General features: G+C 68.6%; 15 protein-coding genes and 2 tRNA genes. 9 read left to right on the plus strand and 8 right to left on the minus strand.

Annotated elements, in window-relative coordinates:
* Nucleotides 1-17: 17 nt before the first annotated feature.
* Nucleotides 18-1,943 (minus strand): propionyl-CoA synthetase, encoded by a 1,926-nt coding sequence (locus tag J2847_RS23100; protein WP_209781167.1) that lies wholly within the window; start codon nt 1,941-1,943, stop codon nt 18-20.
* 173 nt (nt 1,944-2,116) lie between these two features.
* Nucleotides 2,117-2,554: a DUF3574 domain-containing protein gene (locus J2847_RS23105; RefSeq protein ID WP_209781168.1), complete on the minus strand. Its 438-nt coding sequence runs from the start codon at nt 2,552-2,554 to the stop codon at nt 2,117-2,119.
* Nucleotides 2,555-2,706: 152 nt separating this feature from the next.
* Here J2847_RS23105 and J2847_RS23110 point away from each other — a divergent pair, with 152 nt between their 5' ends.
* The 3 genes from J2847_RS23110 (at nt 2,707) to J2847_RS23120 (ending at nt 5,454) form a co-directional block, all read left to right on the plus strand.
* On the plus strand, nt 2,707-3,063 hold the full coding sequence (locus tag J2847_RS23110) for a hypothetical protein (protein ID WP_209781169.1): 357 nt from the start codon (nt 2,707-2,709) through the stop codon (nt 3,061-3,063).
* Nucleotides 3,064-3,161: 98 nt separating this feature from the next.
* Nucleotides 3,162-4,964, plus strand: a complete 1,803-nt coding sequence (locus tag J2847_RS23115) for a M3 family oligoendopeptidase (protein ID WP_209781170.1) — start codon at nt 3,162-3,164, stop codon at nt 4,962-4,964.
* Nucleotides 4,965-5,073: 109 nt separating this feature from the next.
* Nucleotides 5,074-5,454 carry a bacteriohemerythrin gene (locus J2847_RS23120; protein ID WP_209781171.1) on the plus strand — a complete coding sequence of 127 codons (381 nt, stop codon included), beginning with the start codon at nt 5,074-5,076 and terminating at the stop codon, nt 5,452-5,454.
* 142 nt (nt 5,455-5,596) lie between these two features.
* Here the strand turns inward: J2847_RS23120 and J2847_RS23125 are convergent.
* Together J2847_RS23125 and J2847_RS23130 are read right to left on the minus strand one after the other, a co-directional pair.
* A tRNA-Lys gene (locus J2847_RS23125) sits at nt 5,597-5,672 on the minus strand.
* 27 nt (nt 5,673-5,699) lie between these two features.
* A tRNA-Lys gene (locus J2847_RS23130) sits at nt 5,700-5,775 on the minus strand.
* Nucleotides 5,776-5,987: 212 nt separating this feature from the next.
* Between J2847_RS23130 and J2847_RS23135 the strand changes: the two genes are divergently transcribed.
* A complete protein-coding gene (locus J2847_RS23135) occupies nt 5,988-7,517 on the plus strand; it encodes a class I SAM-dependent methyltransferase (protein ID WP_209781172.1) in 1,530 nt (509 codons plus the stop codon).
* A gap of 63 nt (nt 7,518-7,580) precedes the next feature.
* Here the strand turns inward: J2847_RS23135 and hisE are convergent, their stop codons facing one another.
* Nucleotides 7,581-7,964 (minus strand): phosphoribosyl-ATP diphosphatase, encoded by a 384-nt coding sequence (gene hisE / locus J2847_RS23140; protein WP_209781173.1) that lies wholly within the window; start codon nt 7,962-7,964, stop codon nt 7,581-7,583.
* A 150-nt stretch (nt 7,965-8,114) separates the two neighbouring features.
* Nucleotides 8,115-8,822 (minus strand): phosphate signaling complex protein PhoU, encoded by a 708-nt coding sequence (gene phoU / locus J2847_RS23145; protein WP_209781174.1) that lies wholly within the window; start codon nt 8,820-8,822, stop codon nt 8,115-8,117.
* Between the two features lie 229 nt (nt 8,823-9,051).
* Here phoU and J2847_RS23150 point away from each other — a divergent pair, with 229 nt between their 5' ends.
* From J2847_RS23150 to mrdA, 5 genes are all read left to right on the plus strand, one after another.
* Nucleotides 9,052-9,597, plus strand: a complete 546-nt coding sequence (locus J2847_RS23150) for a TIGR00645 family protein (protein WP_209781175.1) — start codon at nt 9,052-9,054, stop codon at nt 9,595-9,597.
* 350 nt (nt 9,598-9,947) lie between these two features.
* The gene (locus tag J2847_RS23155) at nt 9,948-10,988 is read left to right on the plus strand and encodes a rod shape-determining protein (protein ID WP_014240000.1); all 1,041 of its coding nucleotides are present in this window, start codon (nt 9,948-9,950) and stop codon (nt 10,986-10,988) included.
* A gap of 93 nt (nt 10,989-11,081) precedes the next feature.
* Complete coding sequence (mreC, locus tag J2847_RS23160; RefSeq protein ID WP_085556053.1) at nt 11,082-11,951, plus strand: rod shape-determining protein MreC; 870 nt, start codon at nt 11,082-11,084, stop codon at nt 11,949-11,951.
* A 10-nt stretch (nt 11,952-11,961) separates the two neighbouring features.
* Nucleotides 11,962-12,474, plus strand: a complete 513-nt coding sequence (gene mreD / locus J2847_RS23165) for a rod shape-determining protein MreD (protein ID WP_085556052.1) — start codon at nt 11,962-11,964, stop codon at nt 12,472-12,474.
* An 8-nt stretch (nt 12,475-12,482) separates the two neighbouring features.
* Entirely contained in the window at nt 12,483-14,372 is a 1,890-nt protein-coding gene (mrdA, locus tag J2847_RS23170) for a penicillin-binding protein 2 (protein ID WP_209781176.1), read from the plus strand.
* A gap of 90 nt (nt 14,373-14,462) precedes the next feature.
* On the opposite strand, the gene ilvC is transcribed toward mrdA, so the two are convergent.
* Complete coding sequence (ilvC, locus tag J2847_RS23175; protein WP_085556050.1) at nt 14,463-15,482, minus strand: ketol-acid reductoisomerase; 1,020 nt, start codon at nt 15,480-15,482, stop codon at nt 14,463-14,465.
* A 197-nt stretch (nt 15,483-15,679) separates the two neighbouring features.
* Complete coding sequence (gene ilvN / locus J2847_RS23180; RefSeq protein ID WP_085557300.1) at nt 15,680-16,189, minus strand: acetolactate synthase small subunit; 510 nt, start codon at nt 16,187-16,189, stop codon at nt 15,680-15,682.
* Nucleotides 16,190-16,222: the final 33 nt, after the last annotated feature.

Consider the following 16,222-nt stretch of genomic DNA (forward strand, 5'->3'; position numbering starts at 1 on the left):
TTCCTACGCCGCCCGCGTTACGCCGCCCCGCCGCCGGACTTGGCGTAGCCGAGCGACTGCAACGCCTCGGCGATCTCCGGCAGGATGCCGGGGTCGTCGATGGTCGCCGGCATCTTGTAGTCCTGGCTGTCGGCGATCTTCTGCATGGTGCCGCGCAGGATCTTGCCCGAGCGGGTCTTCGGCAGCCGCTCCACCACCAAGGCGCGCTTGAAGTCGGCGACCGGGCCGATCCGCTCGCGCACCAGGGCAACGATCTCCTTGACGATGTCGGCGTGCGGGCGGCTCACCCCCGCCTTGAGGCAGACGAAGCCGAGCGGCACCTGCCCCTTGAGGTCGTCGGCGACGCCGATCACCGCGCACTCCGCCACGTCGCGGTGGCTGGCCAGCACCTCCTCCATCGCGCCGGTCGACAGGCGGTGGCCGGCGACGTTGATGATGTCGTCGGTGCGCGCCATCACATAGACGTAGCCGTCGTCGTCGATGAAGCCGGCGTCGCCGGTCTGGTAATAGCCGGGATAGTCGGCGAGGTAGGATTTCTTGAAGCGCTCGTCGGCCTTCCACAGGGTCGGCAGCGTGCCCGGCGGCAGCGGCAGCTTCACGCAGATGGCGCCGATGTCGCCGCGCGGCACCTCCTGCAGCTCGGCGTTCAGCACCCGCACGTCCCAGCCCGGCATCGGCCGAGTCGCCGAGCCGTACTTGATCGGGAACAGATGGACGCCCAGCGGGTTGCCGGAGATCGCCCAGCCGGTCTCGGTCTGCCACCAATGGTCGATCACCGGGACCTTCAGATTGTCCTCGGCCCAATGCAGCGTGTCGGGGTCGGAGCGCTCGCCGGCCAGGAACAGGGCGCGGAAATGCGACAGGTCGTACTTCTTGAGGTAATTGGCGTCGGGATCCTCGCGCTTGATGGCGCGGAAGGCGGTGGGGGCGGTGAACAGCGTGCCGACCTTGTGCTGCTCGATCACCCGCCAGAAGGTGCCCGGATCGGGGGTGCCGACCGGCTTGCCCTCGAACACCAGGGTCGTCGCCCCGGTCAGCAGCGGCGCGTAGACGATGTAGGAATGGCCGACCACCCAGCCGACGTCCGACGCCGCCCAATACACCTCGCCGGGCTGGACGTTGTAGATGTTGGTCATCGTCCAGCGCAGCGCCACCGCGTGGCCGCCGTTGTCGCGCACCACGCCCTTGGGCTGGCCGGTCGTGCCCGAGGTGTAGAGGATGTAGAGCGGGTCGGTCGCCGCGACGGGCACGCAGTCCGCCGGCTCGGCCGCCGCCACCGCCTCGGCCCAGTCGACGTCGCGGCCCTCGACCAGGGTGGCGGTCTCCTGCGGGCGCTGGAAGACGATGACGCGCGACGGCTTGTGCGACGACTGCTCGATGGCGGCGTCGAGCATCGGCTTGTACTTGACGACCCGGTTCGGCTCGATGCCGCAGGAGGCCGAGACGATGGCCTTGGGCGTGCAGTCGTCGATCCGCGTCGCCAGTTCGTTGGGGGCGAAGCCGCCGAACACCACCGAATGCACCGCCCCCAGCCGCGCGCAGGCCAGCATGGCGACGACCGACTGCGGGATCATCGGCATGTAGAGCAGAACGCGGTCGCCCTTCCCGACGCCCTGGGCGCGCAGCGCGCCGGCGAATCGGGCGACCTGGTCCTGAAGCTCGGCGTAGGTGATGGTCTGGACGGTCTGCGTCACCGGGCTGTCGTAGATGATCGCCGCCTGCGCGCCGCGCCCGGCCGCGACGTGACGGTCCACGGCGTTGTGGCAGGTGTTCAGCTCGCCACCGACGAACCAGCGGTAGAAGGGCGCGCTGCTGTCGTCCAGGATCGTGTCGGCCGGCTTGTACCAGTCGATGTCCTTGGCGGCGTCGCCCCAGAATCCGGCGGGATCGGACAGGGAGCGGGCGTGCATCTCGTTGAAGCGTTCGGCTGTGCTCGGGCTCATCGGGGCGTCCCCTTTTGTTATATTTGGCTAGCATTTCCTCATGGGCGCGCAACGAATCGCCACGCTCCCCCGCCCCAATCTGCGCCGAGTCCATAAGCTTGTGCAAATGTCAGAAAGTCGGGGGTGCGACGGACCGTCACACTCCCTACTTTCGGGTTATCCCCCAATCCGTCTCAGAACCCGACGCAGGCGGGGCGCAGCACGGTGCCGACCGACTGCTGGTGGAACTGCTCCTTGTAGAGGTCGACGATCTCGCGGATCAGCGTGAGGGAGGCGGCGTCCTGCGGCGTCAGCAGGGTGAGGATCTTGCTCGGCTCGCGGATCAGCCGGCCGGTCCCGCTGTCGCGCCAATGGCCCGAGGCGTCATGGATCGTCAGCCCGTCGGGAAAGCGGGGCGTGATCTCGCGGTCGAGGAACTGCGTCCAATCCTTCTCGCTGACGCCCACCGCGTCGCCGACGTTGCGGCCGAAGTAGAGCGTCGCCTCGACCATCGGGCTGCCGGCCAGCGCGGCGCAGTCCATGACCGGCAGCGGCGCCGGTGCCGGCGCGAATTGGGCGAAGGCGCCGGCCGGACACAGCAGGGAGAGGGACAGCAGGGCCGCGCGGATCATGAGGGTCGCCTCCGTGGAACGGGCCTCCGTGGAACGGATGGGGCGATGATAGGCGATTTTCCGTTGCCGGCGAAGCGGTTGCACCGGATCGCCGGCCATGCCGCCCGCCCTAGTCTCTGGTCAGACGGTCGCCGGGCGGCTATGGATGAAGCATGTCGTCCGATCCGCCCATCACCGGGATCCGCCCCATCCTGACCGTCGTGCATGGCAACGGCGAGCGGCTGATCGTGGCCCGGCTGACCAACCTCGGCGGCGGCAGCCAGTCGAACCGCTTCGTGCTGCGCCAGCCGGACTTCCGCGCGCCGTGGGCGCAGCCGGACAAGGGCTATTTCGGTTACGCCGAGGTCGCCCGCGCGCTCGACGCCAACGGCTGGCGCGGCTGCCGGATCGAGGCGATGGCGACCACCGACCCGGAGGAGCGCCGCGCCCGCCTGCTGGCCCGCAAGAAGCTGCACCTGCAATGCGTCGAGGCGGCGATCCGCCGCGCGCAGGACGCCGATCCGGCCTGACCCTTTCACCGCGCGCGCAGGCTTTCATCGCTCACGCAAGGCTTTGAGCCGAACACGGGGGCGCTTATATCCATCGGACCAATCGTCAGGAGGGTTCGATGACCAGCAGCGCCGCCACGGCCGCAACCGACAGCCCGGATCTGGGCGCTCTTCCCGCCTGGAACCTCGACGACCTGTATCCCGGCATGGACTCGCCCGAGCTGAAGGCCGACCTCGACCGGATGGAGACGGAGTCCAAGGGCTTCCGCGACCGCTACGCCGGCAAGCTCGCCGATCTCGACGGCGACGGGCTGGCGGCGGCCATCCGCGCCTACGAGGACATCGACGAGACGCTGTCGCGCGCCATGTCCTACGCCGGGCTCGTCTACAACGGCAACATGGTCGATCCCGACATCGCCAAATTCTACCAGTCGGCGCAGGAGCGGGTGAACACCATCTCCGCCCACCTGATCTTCTTCACGCTGGAGATCAACCGGCTGGAGGAACAGGCGCTCGCCGCCAGGCTGAAGCAGTCGAAGGCGCTGGCGCGCTACGCCCCCTGGCTGCGCGACACCCGGCTCTACCGCGACCACCAGCTTTCCGACGAGGCCGAACGGCTGCTGCACGACAAGTACGTCGTCGGCCGCGCCGCCTGGAACCGGCTGTTCGACGAGACCATCGCCAGCCTGCGCTTCCCCATCGGCGGCAAGGAGCTGACCTGCGCCGAGGCGCTGAACCGCCTGTCCGACCGCGACCCGGCCGCCCGCCGCGAGGCCGGCGAGGTGGTGGGCCGCGTCATGGGCGACAACTCCCGCCTGTTCGCGCTGATCACCAACACGCTGGCCAAGGACAAGGAGATCGAGGACAACTGGCGCAACTACCCGACGCCGACCGCCGCCCGCAACCTGTCCAACCGGGTCGAGGACGAGGTGGTCGACGCGCTGGCCTCCGCCGTCAAGGGCGCCTACCCCGACCTGTCGCACCGTTATTACAAACTCAAGGCCAAGTGGTTCGGCCAGGAGCATCTCGACTACTGGGACCGCAACGCCCCGCTGCCCGACGACAGCGACCGCAGCATCCGCTGGGACGAGGCGCGCGACATCGTGCTCGGCGCCTACGGCCGCTTCTCGCCGGAGCTGGCGAGCATCGGCAAGCGCTTCTTCGACAACCCGTGGATCGACGCCCCGGTCCGCCCCGGCAAGGCGCCGGGCGCCTTCGCCCACCCGACGGTGCCCAGCGTCCACCCCTACCTGCTGGTCAACTACCAGGGCAAGACGCGCGACGTGATGACGCTCGCCCATGAGCTTGGGCACGGCGTCCACCAGATCCTGGCCGGCAAGCAGGGTCATTTCCTGTCCGACACGCCGCTGACGCTGGCCGAGACCGCCTCGGTCTTCGGCGAGATGCTGACCTTCCGCGCCCTGCTCGCCGCCGAGACCGACCCGAAGCGCCGCCGCATCATGCTGGCGAGCAAGGTCGAGGACATGCTGAACACGGTGGTCCGCCAGATCGCCTTCTTCGACTTCGAGCGCCGGGTCCACACCGAGCGCCGCGAGGGCGAACTGACCGCCGAGCGCATCGGCGAGATCTGGATGGCCGTGCAGACCGAGAGCCTCGGCCCGGCGCTGCGCTTCGACGAGGGGTACCGGAACTACTGGTCCTACATCCCGCACTTCATCCATTCGCCCTTCTACGTCTACGCCTACGCCTTCGGCGACTGCCTGGTGAACTCGCTCTACGCGGTCTACCAGGACGCCGAGCAGGGCTTCGCCGAGAAGTATCTGGCGATGCTGACGGCCGGCGGCACGCTGCGCCACCAGGAGCTGCTGGCCCCCTTCGGGCTCGACGCCTCCGACCCGGCCTTCTGGCAGAAGGGGCTGAACGTCATCCGCGGATTCGTCGACGAGTTGGAGGCGGCTTGACCGCGGTCAATCATCCCTGATTCGTGTGTGGGTATGATGGCCTCCGGAGCTTCGGTTCCGGAGGCCATTTCCTTTTCCCCATCCTTCCTTTCCAAGGACAGCACCCACCATGATCGCGTTCGACGACATCGCCCTGGGTTACGCGGTCATGGACCGCGACCACGCCGATTCCCTGGAACTGTGGGAGGCCGCCAAGGCGGCGCCGGCCGGCGCGCTGGCCGCCCCCTTCGCCGCCTTCGCCAATCATCTGCGCGAGCATTTCGCGCGGGAGGAGGCGCTGATGACCGAAAAGGGCTTCTTCGCCCTGCATTGCCACAGCGGCGAGCACGCCCGCGTGCTGGAGGGCATCGCGTCGGTCGAGGCCGAGCTGGCCGGCGGCGGGGAGGAGCGCGCCCGGCGCTATCTGCGTCACCAGTTCCCGGACTGGTTCCACAATCATCTGGCGACGATGGACCGGGTGACGGCCGCCTTCCTGGCGAACGCGCCCTGACCATGACCGGACCGGGCGGTTTCAGGCATCCGGATCGCCGGACCACGCCGCCTGGAACCGGCCCGGAAACGACGAAAGCCGGCTCCATGGGGAGGCCGGCTTTTCGTGGGTCGTCGTGTGGTCGTGTGGTCGTCTGTTGGGATGGTGGGCGCACAAGGACTCGAACCTTGGACCCGCTGATTAAGAGTCAGCTGCTCTACCAACTGAGCTATGCGCCCATCCGCAACGTCGTTCGCTTCAAGAGATGGTGGGCGCACAAGGACTCGAACCTTGGACCCGCTGATTAAGAGTCAGCTGCTCTACCAACTGAGCTATGCGCCCATCCCTTGACCGATGTCCTATCGGCGCTTGCGCAACCGACTGTCCATCGTTCCGGCCTTGCCGTGGGCCCGGCCGGTGTGGCGCGGTTTATAGCGAAGCCCCTCGGAGCTGTCGATAGCAAAATACCCGAATGCGTGCATTTTTTTGAAGCGGTGCCGGCCACCCGCCCGCTACACCACCGCGCAACGGATGATCGCAGGGGAGGACACGGCATGAACGGCTGGACGGAAGGGTATGTCGGCGGAATCGACTACATCCGCGCCTTCTACCGCGACTGGTCGCCGGCGCTGCTGTCCTTCGCGCTGACGCTGCGCGGCTGGCGCCCGCCCGAACCCCTGCGCAGCGGCGCCTTCACCCTGGCGGAGCTGGGTTGCGGCCACGGCCTGACCAGCGCCGTGCTGGCCGGCGCCAACCCGCGCGCGCGCTTCGAGGCGATGGACTTCAACCCCTCCCACATCGCCGGCGCCCGCCGGCTGGCGGCGGAGGGCGGCCTCGCCAACGCCGCCTTCCTGGAGGAGAGCTTCGCCGAGCACGCCCGGCGCGACGGGCCGCCGCTCGACGCGGTGGCGCTGCACGGCGTCTGGTCCTGGGTCAGCGCCGAAAACCGGGCCATCCTGGTGGAACTGCTGCGTCGCCGGCTGGCCCCCGGCGGGGTGGTCTTCGTCAGCTACAACGCGCTGCCCGGCACGCTCGCCCACATGCCGCTGCGCCGCCTCCTGGTCGAGCAGTGCGCCGCCGGAACCGGCCCCCTGCCCGACCGCATCGAGCGGGCGGTGGAGTTCGCCGCCCGCCTCGCGGCGTTGGGCGGCGGCTGGTTCGCCGGGGCGGACGGGGTGACGGAGCGCATCGAGTCCTTGCGCCACAAATCGCCCAACTACATCGCGCACGAGTATCTGAACAGCGACTGGACCGCCTTCTACCACGCCGACGTCGCGCGCGAACTGGCCGCCGCCAAGCTGGAGTTCGCCGGCGCCGCCGTGCCGATGGAGCAGCTCGACGACCTGACGCTCTCCCCCGCCGCCCAGGCGATGGCGGCCGAGGCCGCCGACCCGGCGGTGGCCGAGACCCTGCGCGACGTGCTGACCAACCGCAGCTTCCGCCGCGACCTGTTCGTCAAGGGCGGCGAGCGGCTGACGCCGGCCGAACGCTCCGCCCTGCTGCGCGCCACCCGCTTCGCCCTGCTGGTGTCGCCCGACGACCTGCCGGAGGTCGCCTCCACCCCGCTCGGCCGCCTGCCCTTCCCCCGCGCCGTGCATGGGCCGCTGGGCGAGGCGCTGGGCGCCGGTCCGCGCCGGCTGGGCGAACTGCTCGCCCTCCCCGCGCTCGCCGCGCGGGGGGAGGACGCGGTGGTGCGCGCCCTGGTCCTGCTGACCAGCCTCGGCTTCGCCGCCCCACTGCCGGACGAGGAAGGATTGGCGGAACGGCAGGCCCAGGCCGACCGTTTCAACGGCGCCGTGCTGGAGCGCCACCGCAGCGGCGACACGCCCGGGCATGTCGCCTCGCCGCTTCTCGGATCGGGGGTCGCGCTGTCGCGGATCGAGGGGCTGTTCCTGCTGGCCGCCCGGCTGGCCGAGAATCCGGCGGAACTGGCGTGGCGCCACCTGTCGGCGGACGGCATCGCGCTGGGGCGGGACGGCCGCCGATTCGAGAGCGCGGAGGAAAACATCGCCGAGCTGGCGAGCCGTCACGCGGTCTTCGCCGCGCGGCGGCGGCCGCTGCTGGCGCGGCTGGGGGTGCGCTGAAGGGAAAGACCGAGCTCCCCCGTCCGCCCGGCGGGGGAGACGTGGGGGCAAGCGCCCGCCGCTCTACCGCCCCGGCGAGCCGCCCCCCGGCGGCTTCGGCAGCTTCTCGGCGATGCCGTACAGCGCCTCGCGGCGCCGGATCTCGGCGAACACGTCGTCGGGATGGATGCTCAGCGTCGCCCACAGGACCGACAGGTTGTAGAGCAGGTCGGCGCTTTCGTTGATGACGCCCTGGCGGTCCTCGTTCATGGCGTCGAGCGCCACCTCGACCGCCTCCTCCCCGACCTTCTTGGCGATCTTCTTCGGACCGGCGGCGAACAGGCGGGCGGTCTTCGACTCGGCCGGGTTCATGCCCCGCCGGGCGAGGATGGCCTCGTACAGACGGAGCAGGTCATCGGCGGCAGGGGCGGCGGCAGGGGCTGGTGGAGGCTGGTCGGAGCTGGTCATGGTCTCGGTCATTGCGGGATTCGGCGTTGATCGCACCAACAGCGTGAACCCTTCGCGCCGAACTTTCCATCCAACTCTCGGTTATCGCCCGATGTTCAGCCCCGCCCCGAAGCGGATAGGCCCGTCAGGCCCGCCCCCCGCACCGGGCGGTCACTGGGCCGGGTCGCAGGAGCGGTCGGCCTTGGGGCGCTCCTCCAGCAGCGGACGGCCGGTGCTGACGAAATGCACCACCTCGGCGATGTTGGTGGCGTGGTCGCCGATCCGCTCCAGGTTCTTGGCGATCATCATCAGGTGCATGTGGGCCATGAAGCCGTTGGGATGTTCCGCCGCCGAGCGCTCGATCTCGCCGCACAGGCTGGTGTAGAGCGCGTCGACCTCGTCGTCGGTGCGCCAGATGCGGAGGGCCGCCTCGCCGTCGGTGTCGACATAGGCGTCGATGACGGCGGTCAGCCGCTCGCGCACCAGACGGCCGAGCTTGGGCAGGCCGGCGAAGGGCGCCGTCTCCGGGAAGCTGGCGATGGCGGCGGTGCGCTTGGCCGAATTGGCGGCGTAGTCGCCGATGCGCTCCAGGTTGCCGGCGATCTTCAGGGCGGCGATCACCTCGCGCAGGTCGTCGGCGACCGGCTGGCGCAACACCAGCAGGCTGAGGCAATGCGCCTCGATGTCCTGCTCGAAGCTGTCGAGCCGGGCGTCGGACTGCACGATCTCGAGCGCCAGCTCCGGGTTGCGCTGGGCGAGACAGGTCATCGCCTGGTCGAGCTGCGTCTCCGCGGCGCCGGCCATCTGGACGATGGCGGACTTCAGCCGCTTCAGCGCGTCCTCGAACGCAGACACGATGTGCGGGGCGGAGTTGGTCATCGCGGGGGCCCTTTCGACACGGCATCATTGGTACGGCGGCACAATAGCGCGCCCACGTTACCGATGCATGACGGTCGCGGCCAGACGTCGCATCGCCCGTCGATTTTTACGCTGCGCCGCAACGCCGGACGGTTGATTTTGCAGTGCAACACTGTCACATGCGGGGCGCGCGGGACCTCCCCGCCGGCTCTCCGCCCTCCCCCCGACGACAACAGCCACGATGCCCGCCATGATCGAACGCCGCTTTGAACAGGTCATCTTCGCCAGCCGCTGGCTGCTCGCTCCCTTCTATCTCGGCCTGGTGATCGCGCTCGCCGCCCTGATGGTGAAGTTCGGCCAGGAGGTCTTCCACATCATCCCGCATGTGCTGGACATGCCGGAGAAGGACGTGCTGCTGGCGATCCTGACGCTGATCGACCTGTCGCTGGCCGGCAACCTGCTGGTGATGGTGATCTTCTCCGGCTACGAGAATTTCGTCTCGAAGATCGACGTCGCCAACCACGAGGACCGGCCCGACTGGATGGGCAAGGTCGATTTCGGCGGGCTGAAGCTGAAGCTGATCGCCTCGATCGTCGCCATATCCGGCATCCATCTGCTCAAGGCCTTCATGAATCTCCAGAACATCTCGCGCGACGAGCTGATGTGGCTGGTCATCATCCACATGACCTTCGTGGTGTCCGGCGTGCTGCTGGCCTGCATGGACCGGCTGGAGGGCCACCACGCCGCCAAGCCGGCCGCCGGCAAAACCGCCAAATCCGTTCCCGCGGACCACTGACCGCCCCGTTTCCTTTCGTCACAAGGCCGTTGCGGCGCAGCATGAATCGGCCTAGACAGGGCAACGGAAACGGGGCCGCCGGCCGCCGGAGTCGCGGGCGGCCGAGCGGCCCGGCGATCCGGAAGACCGGCCGGTTCCGTTGACGGAAAATTAACCCTGATCCGCCAGTGTGGCCGGCACCGGAGCCCTTCCGAACGGTTGGGATTTCGACGATCCGGCGTTCGTTTCCGCCGGGGCGCACTCTCCGCTTGAGGGTGCATCAGCATTCGTCTATGGAACCGCTGGCGGACGTGCTATGCCATTCCGCCGGATCGGCCGTCGCAACCGCTTTCGAAGAGTCCGTCAGCTCCATGCTTTCCAAACTGCTTGGCGTTCTGTCCGCCGACATGGCGATCGATCTTGGGACGGCCAATACCCTGGTCTATGTCAAGGGCCGCGGGATCGTCCTGAACGAACCGTCCGTCGTCGCCATCGCCAACGTGCGCGGCAAGAAGCAGGTTCTCGCCGTGGGCGACGAGGCCAAGATGATGCTGGGCCGCACGCCCGGCAACATCCAGGCCATCCGGCCGCTGCGCGACGGCGTGATCGCCGACTTCGAGGTCGCGGAGGAAATGATCAAGCATTTCATCCGCAAGGTTCACAACCGCCGCAGCTTCGCCAGCCCGCAGGTCATCATCTGCGTGCCGTCGGGCTCGACCGCCGTGGAACGCCGCGCCATCCAGGAATCGGCCGAGGCCGCCGGCGCCCGCCGGGTCTTCCTGATCGAGGAGCCGATGGCCGCCGCGATCGGCGCCGGGCTCCCGGTGACGGAGCCGACCGGCTCCATGGTCGTCGACATCGGCGGCGGCACCACCGAGGTGGCGGTCCTGTCGCTGGGCGGCATCGTCTATTCGCGCTCGGTCCGCGTCGGCGGCGACAAGATGGACGAGGCGATCATCGGCTACATCCGCCGCACCCACAATCTGCTGGTCGGCGAAGGCTCCGCCGAGCGGATCAAGAAGGAGATCGGGTCGGCCTGCCCGCCGGAAGACGGCGAGGGCCGCATCCTGGAGATCAAGGGCCGCGACCTGATGAACGGCGTGCCCAAGGAGCTGATCATCTCCGAGCGGCAGATCGCCGAGTCCCTGGCCGAGCCGGTCTCGGCCATCGTCGAGGCGGTCAAGGTGGCGCTGGAGCACACCGCGCCGGAACTGGCCGCCGACATCGTCGACAAGGGCATCGTGCTCACCGGCGGCGGCGCGCTGCTGGGGAACCTGGACTTCGTCCTGCGCCACGCCACCGGCCTGCCGGTGTCGATCGCCGACGACCCGCTCTCCTGTGTCGCGCTGGGCACAGGGCGCGCCCTGGAAGAGATGAAGACGCTGCGAAACGTCTTGGTCAGCGCCTACTGACTGGTGTATCTCTCGGGTGGAAGGCCTTCGGTTTTCACGCTCTCCGTAGCATGAAAACCGAAGACGGACCGCGTATCTGGACGGGAATTTCCTGTGAAGCCACGCTCATCCGGCTCCGTCATACGCCTTGCCGCCCCTTTGCGGGCTCTTGCGCATCGCTTCTCCTTTCTTTTGCTGGTGCTGGCCTCCATCGCCCTGATGATGGTCGGCAAGGTCGAGTCCGTGTCGGTCGATGCCGCGCGGGCGCGCGTCACCGACGCCTTCGCGCCGATCCTCGACGCCATCTCGCGCCCCGCCGCGACCGCCGCCCGCGTCATCGAATCCGCGGTCGAGCTTGAGAACGCCTTCGACGAGAACCGGCGGCTGAAGGCCGAGAACGCGCGCCTGCTGCAATGGAAGCAGGCGGCCCTGCGGCTGGAGACCGAGAACGCCAGCCTGCGCACCCTGCTGCACGCCACCGCCGAGCCGTCGGTGTCCTTCATCACCGCCCGCGTCATCGCCACGCCCGGCAGCTCCTTCGTCCGCACGCTGGTGGTCACCGCCGGCCGGCGCGACGGGGTGCGCAAGGGACAGGCGGCGCTGGCCGGCGCCGGCCTGGTCGGCCGGGTGATCGAAGTCGGCGAATGGTCGTCGCGCGTGCTGCTGCTGACCGACATCAACGCCCGCGTGCCCGTGGTGCTGGAAGGCTCGCGCCAGCGCGCGGTGCTGGCCGGCGACAACTCCGACCAGGCCCGGCTGCTCTATCTGCCGCCGGAATCGCCGGTGCAGGTCGGCGAGCGGGTCGTCACGTCGGGCCATGGCGGGCTGTTCCCGCCGGGCCTGCCGGTCGGCGTCGTGACCTCGGCCAGCGAGCGCGGCGTGCGCGTGCTGCCCAACGCCGACCTGTCGCGGGTCGAGCATCTGCGGCTGGTCGATTTCGGTTTGGCCGGCACCGAGCTGGATCTGACGGCCGAGTTGAAGTAGGCGTGGCACGATGACCGCGACCTTCTGGCAACGGCTGGACAAGGCCGGGCGGAATCTGGCGCCCTTCGCCGTCACGGTGATGCTGGTCCTGGTCGGCATGATCCCCATCCCGATCCCGTCCTACAGCTGGGTCGCGCCGCACCTGACGCTGATCTCGGTCTATTACTGGACGATCCACAGGCCTGACCTGATGCGGCCGGGGGTGGCCTTTCTGATCGGGCTGTTGCAGGATCTGCTGACCGGCGGGCCGCTGGGCGTCAACGCGCTGATGCTGGTCGTCGCCCAATGGGCGGTTCTGAACCAGCGCCGGGTGTTCCTGGCCAGCACCTTCGCGCTGCTGTGGATCGGCTTCGCCATGGTGATGACCGGCGCGGCCTTCCTGCAATGGCTGGCCTTCTCGGTGCTGAACGCCGGCATCCTGCCGGTCAAGCCGGCTCTGTTCCAGGGCCTGCTGACGGTGGCGATGTTCCCGGCGGTCGGCTGGCTGCTGATCCGGATGCACCGCGCCTTCCTGAACGGGTAACGGTTTTCATGAGTTCCATCGACCGCGACACCGACCGCTCCCGCCTGCTGACCCGCCGCGCGCTGGTGCTGGGCGGGATCAAGCTGGCCGGGTTGTCGACGCTGGTCGGGCGCCTCTACTATCTCCAAGTCTTGGAGTCGGCGCGCTACACCATGCTGGCCGAGGAGAACCGCATCAGCCTGCGGCTGATCGCGCCGTCGCGCGGCACCATCGTCGACCGCTTCGGCACGCCGCTGGCGATCAACCAGCAGAACTACCGCGTCGTCGTCGTGTCGGAGCGCACCCGCAACATCCAGGAGACGCTCGACAAGATTTCCCGCATCGTGCCGCTGACCGACAACGACCGGCGGCGGGTGATGCGCGAGCTGCACCGCAAGCGCCGCTTCGTCCCCGTCACCGTGCGCGAGAACCTGAGCTGGGAGCAGGTCGCCACCATCGAGATGAACACGCCCGACCTGCCCGGCGTGTCGATCGAGGTGGGCGAGATCCGCAACTACCCGCAGGCCGAGGCGACCGCCCACATCATGGGCTATGTCGGGGCCGTCTCCGAGGCCGAGCTGAGCGGCAACAGCGACCCGGTGCTCTCGCTGCCCGGCTTCCGCATCGGCAAGGCCGGCATCGAGAAGCACCACGAGAAGGTGCTGCGCGGCACCGCCGGCACCAGCCAGCTGGAGGTCAACGCGGTCGGCCGCGTCATCCGCGAGCTGTCGCGCGACGAGGGCCAGTCGGGCCGCGAGGTCCAGCTCACCATCGACATGGGGCTCCAGCGCTACGTCCAGGAACGGCTGTCGCAGGAGCAGAGCGCGTCGGCGGTGGTGATGGACATCCACACCGGCGGCATCTACGCGCTGTCCTCCCACCCCAGCTACGACCCCAACCAGTTCACCATGGGCATCAGCGCCGAGCTGTGGGAGGAGCTGCTGGCCAACCCGGCGACCCCGCTGAGCAACAAGGCGGTGGCCGGCCAGTACCCGCCGGGCTCGACCTACAAGATGGTGGTGGCGCTGGCCGGGCTGGAATCCGGCATCATCAACAGCCGCCACACGGTGTTCTGCCCCGGCCACATGGAGCTGGGCGACCACCGCTTCCACTGCTGGAAGCGGGGCGGCCACGGCACCGTGGACATGGTGGGGGCGCTGCGCCATTCCTGCGACGTGTTCTTCTACGACGTGTCGCGGCGGGTCGGCGTCGACCGCATCGCCGAGATGTCGCGACGCTTCGGGCTGGGCGAACGCACCGGGCTCGACCTGCCGCACGAGCGCGGCGGGCTGATCCCCTCGATCGCCTGGAAGAAGGCGACTCTCGGCAAGGGCTGGGACATGGGCGAGACGCTGGTGGCGTCGATCGGCCAGGGCTATGTGCTGGCGACGCCGCTCCAGCTGGCGGTGATGACCTGCCGGCTCGCCAACGGCGGCTACGCGGTCAAGCCGCACCTGACCAAGCAGATCAAGTCGGTCAGCGGCGAGCAGGTGACCTGGCCCAGCCTGGGGGTGAAGAAGGAGAATCTCGACGTCGTGCTGCGCGGCATGTACGAGGTCTCCAACGCGCCCAACGGCACCGCCTACAAGTCGCGCATCACCCAGCCCGGCTTCGAACTGGCCGGCAAGACCGGCTCGGCCCAGGTCCGCCGCATCACCATGGCCGAGCGCAGCACCGGCGTGAAGAAGAACGAGGACATCCCGTGGCGCGAGCGCGACCACGCGCTGTTCGTCGCCTTCGCGCCGGTCCACGCGCCGCGCTACGCCTGCTCGGTCTTCGTCGAGCATGGCGGCGGCGGCTCGACGGCGGCGGCGCCGATCGCCCGCGACATCCTGCTGGAATGCCAGAAGCGCGATCCGGGCCGGGCGGCGGTGGCGGAGAATCCGCCCTCGTCGATGAAGGACGGCCCGCGGGGGTGACTCCCCCTCCCACCGCGGGAGAGGGTGCACAAAAGAAAAGCGCGCCCCGAGGGACGCGCTTTCCGAACCGAACCGGCAGCAGAGGCCAGATCAGTTCTTCGACTTGTCGACCAGACGGCGCTCGGCGATCCACGGCATCATGGCGCGCAGCTTCTCTCCGACCTTCTCGATCTCGTGCTCGGCGTTGCGGCGGCGGATCGCCTTGAAGGAGGGCTGGCCGACCTTGCACTCCTGCATCCAGTCGCGCACGAAGCGGCCTTCCTGGATGTCGGTCAGCACGCGCTTCATCTCGGCCTTGGTCTCGGCGGTGATGATGCGCGGACCGGTGCGGTAGTCGCCGTACTCGGCGGTGTTGGAGATCGAGTAGCGCATGTTGGCCATGCCGCCCTCGTACATCAGGTCGACGATCAGCTTGACCTCGTGCAGGCACTCGAAATAGGCCATCTCCGGGGCGTAGCCGGCCTCGACCAGGGTCTCGTAGCCGCACTTGATCAGCTCGGTCAGACCGCCGCACAGCACGACCTGCTCGCCGAACAGGTCGGTCTCGCACTCTTCCTTGAAGGTGGTCTCGATGATGCCGGCGCGGCCGCCGCCGTTGGCCGAGGCGTAGGACAGCGCGATGTCCAGCGCGTTGCCCGAGGCGTTCTGGTGCACGGCGACCAGCGACGGCACGCCGCCGCCACGCTGGTACTCGCTGCGCACGGTGTGGCCGGGGCCCTTCGGCGCGATCATGAACACGTCGAGATCGGCGCGCGGCTCGATCAGGTTGAAGTGGACGTTCAGGCCGTGGGCGAAGGCCAGCGCGGCGCCCTGCTTCATGTTCTTGGCCAGATCGTCCTTGTACAGGTCGGCCTGGAGTTCGTCGGGGGTCAGAACCATCACGACGTCGGCCCAGGCGGCGGCCTCGCCGGGCGCCATCACCTGGAAGCCGGCGGCCTCGGCCTTCTTCGTGGTGGCCGAGCCGGGACGAAGAGCGATCCGCACGTCCTTGACGCCGCTGTCACGCAGGTTGTGGGCGTGAGCGTGGCCCTGGCTGCCGTAGCCGACGATGACGACCTTCTTGCCCTTGATCAGGTTGACGTCGGCATCACGATCGTAATAGACGCGCATGGTGATGGTTCCTTGAATTCGCAAACCAGAGAGATGAAGTGCGTTCCCTTGCCGGCGGATTACTCCATTGAGCAAAGCTGCGCGTCAAGCGAAACAATCGCATGATCGGGCGGCGAAACGCGGAGCTTCCTTGCGTTTTTCGCCACCCTGACCATCGGATAAGAACCCAGCCCCGGAAATCGGGGCCGGAACCGGCCTTAGAAGCCGGTGGCGCCCTTCGACATGGCGACGACGCCGGTGCGGCTGGCCTCGACCAGACCGAGCTGGCCCATCAGCCCGACGAAATCGTCGACCTGCGCGGTGGTGCCGGTCAGCTCGAAGACGAAGGAGGTCAGCGTCGCGTCGAGGACGGTGGCCTTGAAGATATCGGCCAGCCGCAGCGCCTCGATGCGCTTGTCGCCGGTGCCCGCCACCTTGACCAGAGCCAGCTCGCGCTCGACCGACGGCCCTTCGTCGGTCAGGTCGTGGACCCGGTGGACCGGGACCAGCCGGCTGAGCTGGGCCTTGATCTGCTCGATGATCATCCGGGTGCCCGACGTCACCAGCGTGATGCGCGACAGGTGGTCGGCGTTGTTGACCTCCGCCACCGTCAGGCTTTCGATGTTGTAGCCGCGGCCGGAGAACAGCCCGATGACGCGCGCCAGCACGCCCGGCTCGTTGTCCACCAGCACTGCGATGGTGTGCTTCTCGATCTTGTGCTCGTCCATGATTCCCATTCCCCCGAGGAGCCTTGCGTGGTC

This window comes from Azospirillum agricola, from assembly GCF_017876095.1.
Classification (GTDB): domain Bacteria; phylum Pseudomonadota; class Alphaproteobacteria; order Azospirillales; family Azospirillaceae; genus Azospirillum; species Azospirillum agricola.

Coding starts and splice junctions, on each gene's coding strand:
- J2847_RS23115 (WP_209781170.1), top strand. CDS start 3,162: ATGACCAGCAGCGCCGCCACGGCCGCAACCGACAGCCCGGATCTGGGC.
- J2847_RS23155 (WP_014240000.1), top strand. CDS start 9,948: ATGCTTTCCAAACTGCTTGGCGTTCTGTCCGCCGACATGGCGATCGAT.
- ilvN (WP_085557300.1), bottom strand. CDS start 16,189: ATGGACGAGCACAAGATCGAGAAGCACACCATCGCAGTGCTGGTGGAC.
- J2847_RS23110 (WP_209781169.1), top strand. CDS start 2,707: ATGTCGTCCGATCCGCCCATCACCGGGATCCGCCCCATCCTGACCGTC.
- phoU (WP_209781174.1), bottom strand. CDS start 8,822: ATGACCAACTCCGCCCCGCACATCGTGTCTGCGTTCGAGGACGCGCTG.
- ilvC (WP_085556050.1), bottom strand. CDS start 15,482: ATGCGCGTCTATTACGATCGTGATGCCGACGTCAACCTGATCAAGGGC.
- J2847_RS23135 (WP_209781172.1), top strand. CDS start 5,988: ATGAACGGCTGGACGGAAGGGTATGTCGGCGGAATCGACTACATCCGC.
- J2847_RS23150 (WP_209781175.1), top strand. CDS start 9,052: ATGATCGAACGCCGCTTTGAACAGGTCATCTTCGCCAGCCGCTGGCTG.
- J2847_RS23120 (WP_209781171.1), top strand. CDS start 5,074: ATGATCGCGTTCGACGACATCGCCCTGGGTTACGCGGTCATGGACCGC.
- J2847_RS23100 (WP_209781167.1), bottom strand. CDS start 1,943: ATGAGCCCGAGCACAGCCGAACGCTTCAACGAGATGCACGCCCGCTCC.
- hisE (WP_209781173.1), bottom strand. CDS start 7,964: ATGACCAGCTCCGACCAGCCTCCACCAGCCCCTGCCGCCGCCCCTGCC.
- J2847_RS23105 (WP_209781168.1), bottom strand. CDS start 2,554: ATGATCCGCGCGGCCCTGCTGTCCCTCTCCCTGCTGTGTCCGGCCGGC.
- mrdA (WP_209781176.1), top strand. CDS start 12,483: ATGAGTTCCATCGACCGCGACACCGACCGCTCCCGCCTGCTGACCCGC.
- mreD (WP_085556052.1), top strand. CDS start 11,962: ATGACCGCGACCTTCTGGCAACGGCTGGACAAGGCCGGGCGGAATCTG.